Consider the following 941-nt stretch of genomic DNA (forward strand, 5'->3'; position numbering starts at 1 on the left):
AATTCTGCGTTAATCCGTTGGGCCCGTTCCTGCATAATGCCCAAGCCGACATGTTCGCCTGAAGGCCGGTTTGATAGGTGTTCTTTATTAAAGCCTGCGCCGTCGTCCCGAATCATCATGACAAAATCGCCGTGGTTAGCAATTTCGACGCTGACATGTTGCGCACGCGCGTGCTTCCGGATATTGGACAGGCTTTCCTGCAAGATGAAGATGATTTGCAAATGCTCATCATAATTCAAAGCCTGCCCGTCGTCCTGCCATTTTAAATCAACTGGAATACCGGTTTGTCGTTCAAAACGCGCCAGCAGCGATTCTACCGCTTCAGGGAAATCTTTATTACTGATTTTGGTGCGGAAATTCATCAGAAGCTCGCGGACGTCTTCATAGCATTCCTGTACGCCGTCTTTAATGAAGCTGATGTTTTCTTCAGCCTGCTCGCGTTGGTTTGAAGCAAACGCGCTTTCCAACATTTGCACCTGCAAATTCAAAAAGGTTAAAGCTTGCGCGATGCTGTCATGCAAACCTTGTGCAATCAAGTTACGCTCCTGCAAGACTGCAAGCAGGCGGCGCTCTTGTTCCATGCGGTTGTTGGCGATGGAAATCCCCAGCTGCCCGCTTAAAGTCTGCAACAATTTTTCATCTTGCTCATTGGGCATATGGCCGTCTGAAAAATACAGGGCCAATACACCGAGCTGTTCGTCTTGGTAAACGATTGGGAATTCTACACGATTTCCCTCTTCGGTTTCACCGACACTTGCCGCCAAGTCAGAGCGTTTGCGTTCTTCATCGGAAAGATATACCGTACCGCCCAAAGCGGAAAACGCAGGCAGAATCTGAGCCAAAAATTCTTCTGCGGCCTGTTGAGGCGTAAAGGTTTGGTGCAGGTTGCGCGTAGTCTGGTAGAGCAGGGTCAAGTCACGGTTTTGCCGGGCCAAGTCTTG

The 941-nt window shown here is 49.4% G+C and carries 1 protein-coding gene; it reads right to left on the reverse strand.

Annotated features, from left to right (window positions below; translation table 11 throughout):
* Positions 1 to 941, reverse strand: a 941-nt coding sequence (locus tag ACTHS3_RS15170; RefSeq protein WP_440368388.1) for a histidine kinase, incomplete at both ends; no start/stop codon positions are given.

Source organism: Neisseria sp. P0009.S007 (assembly GCF_051962515.1).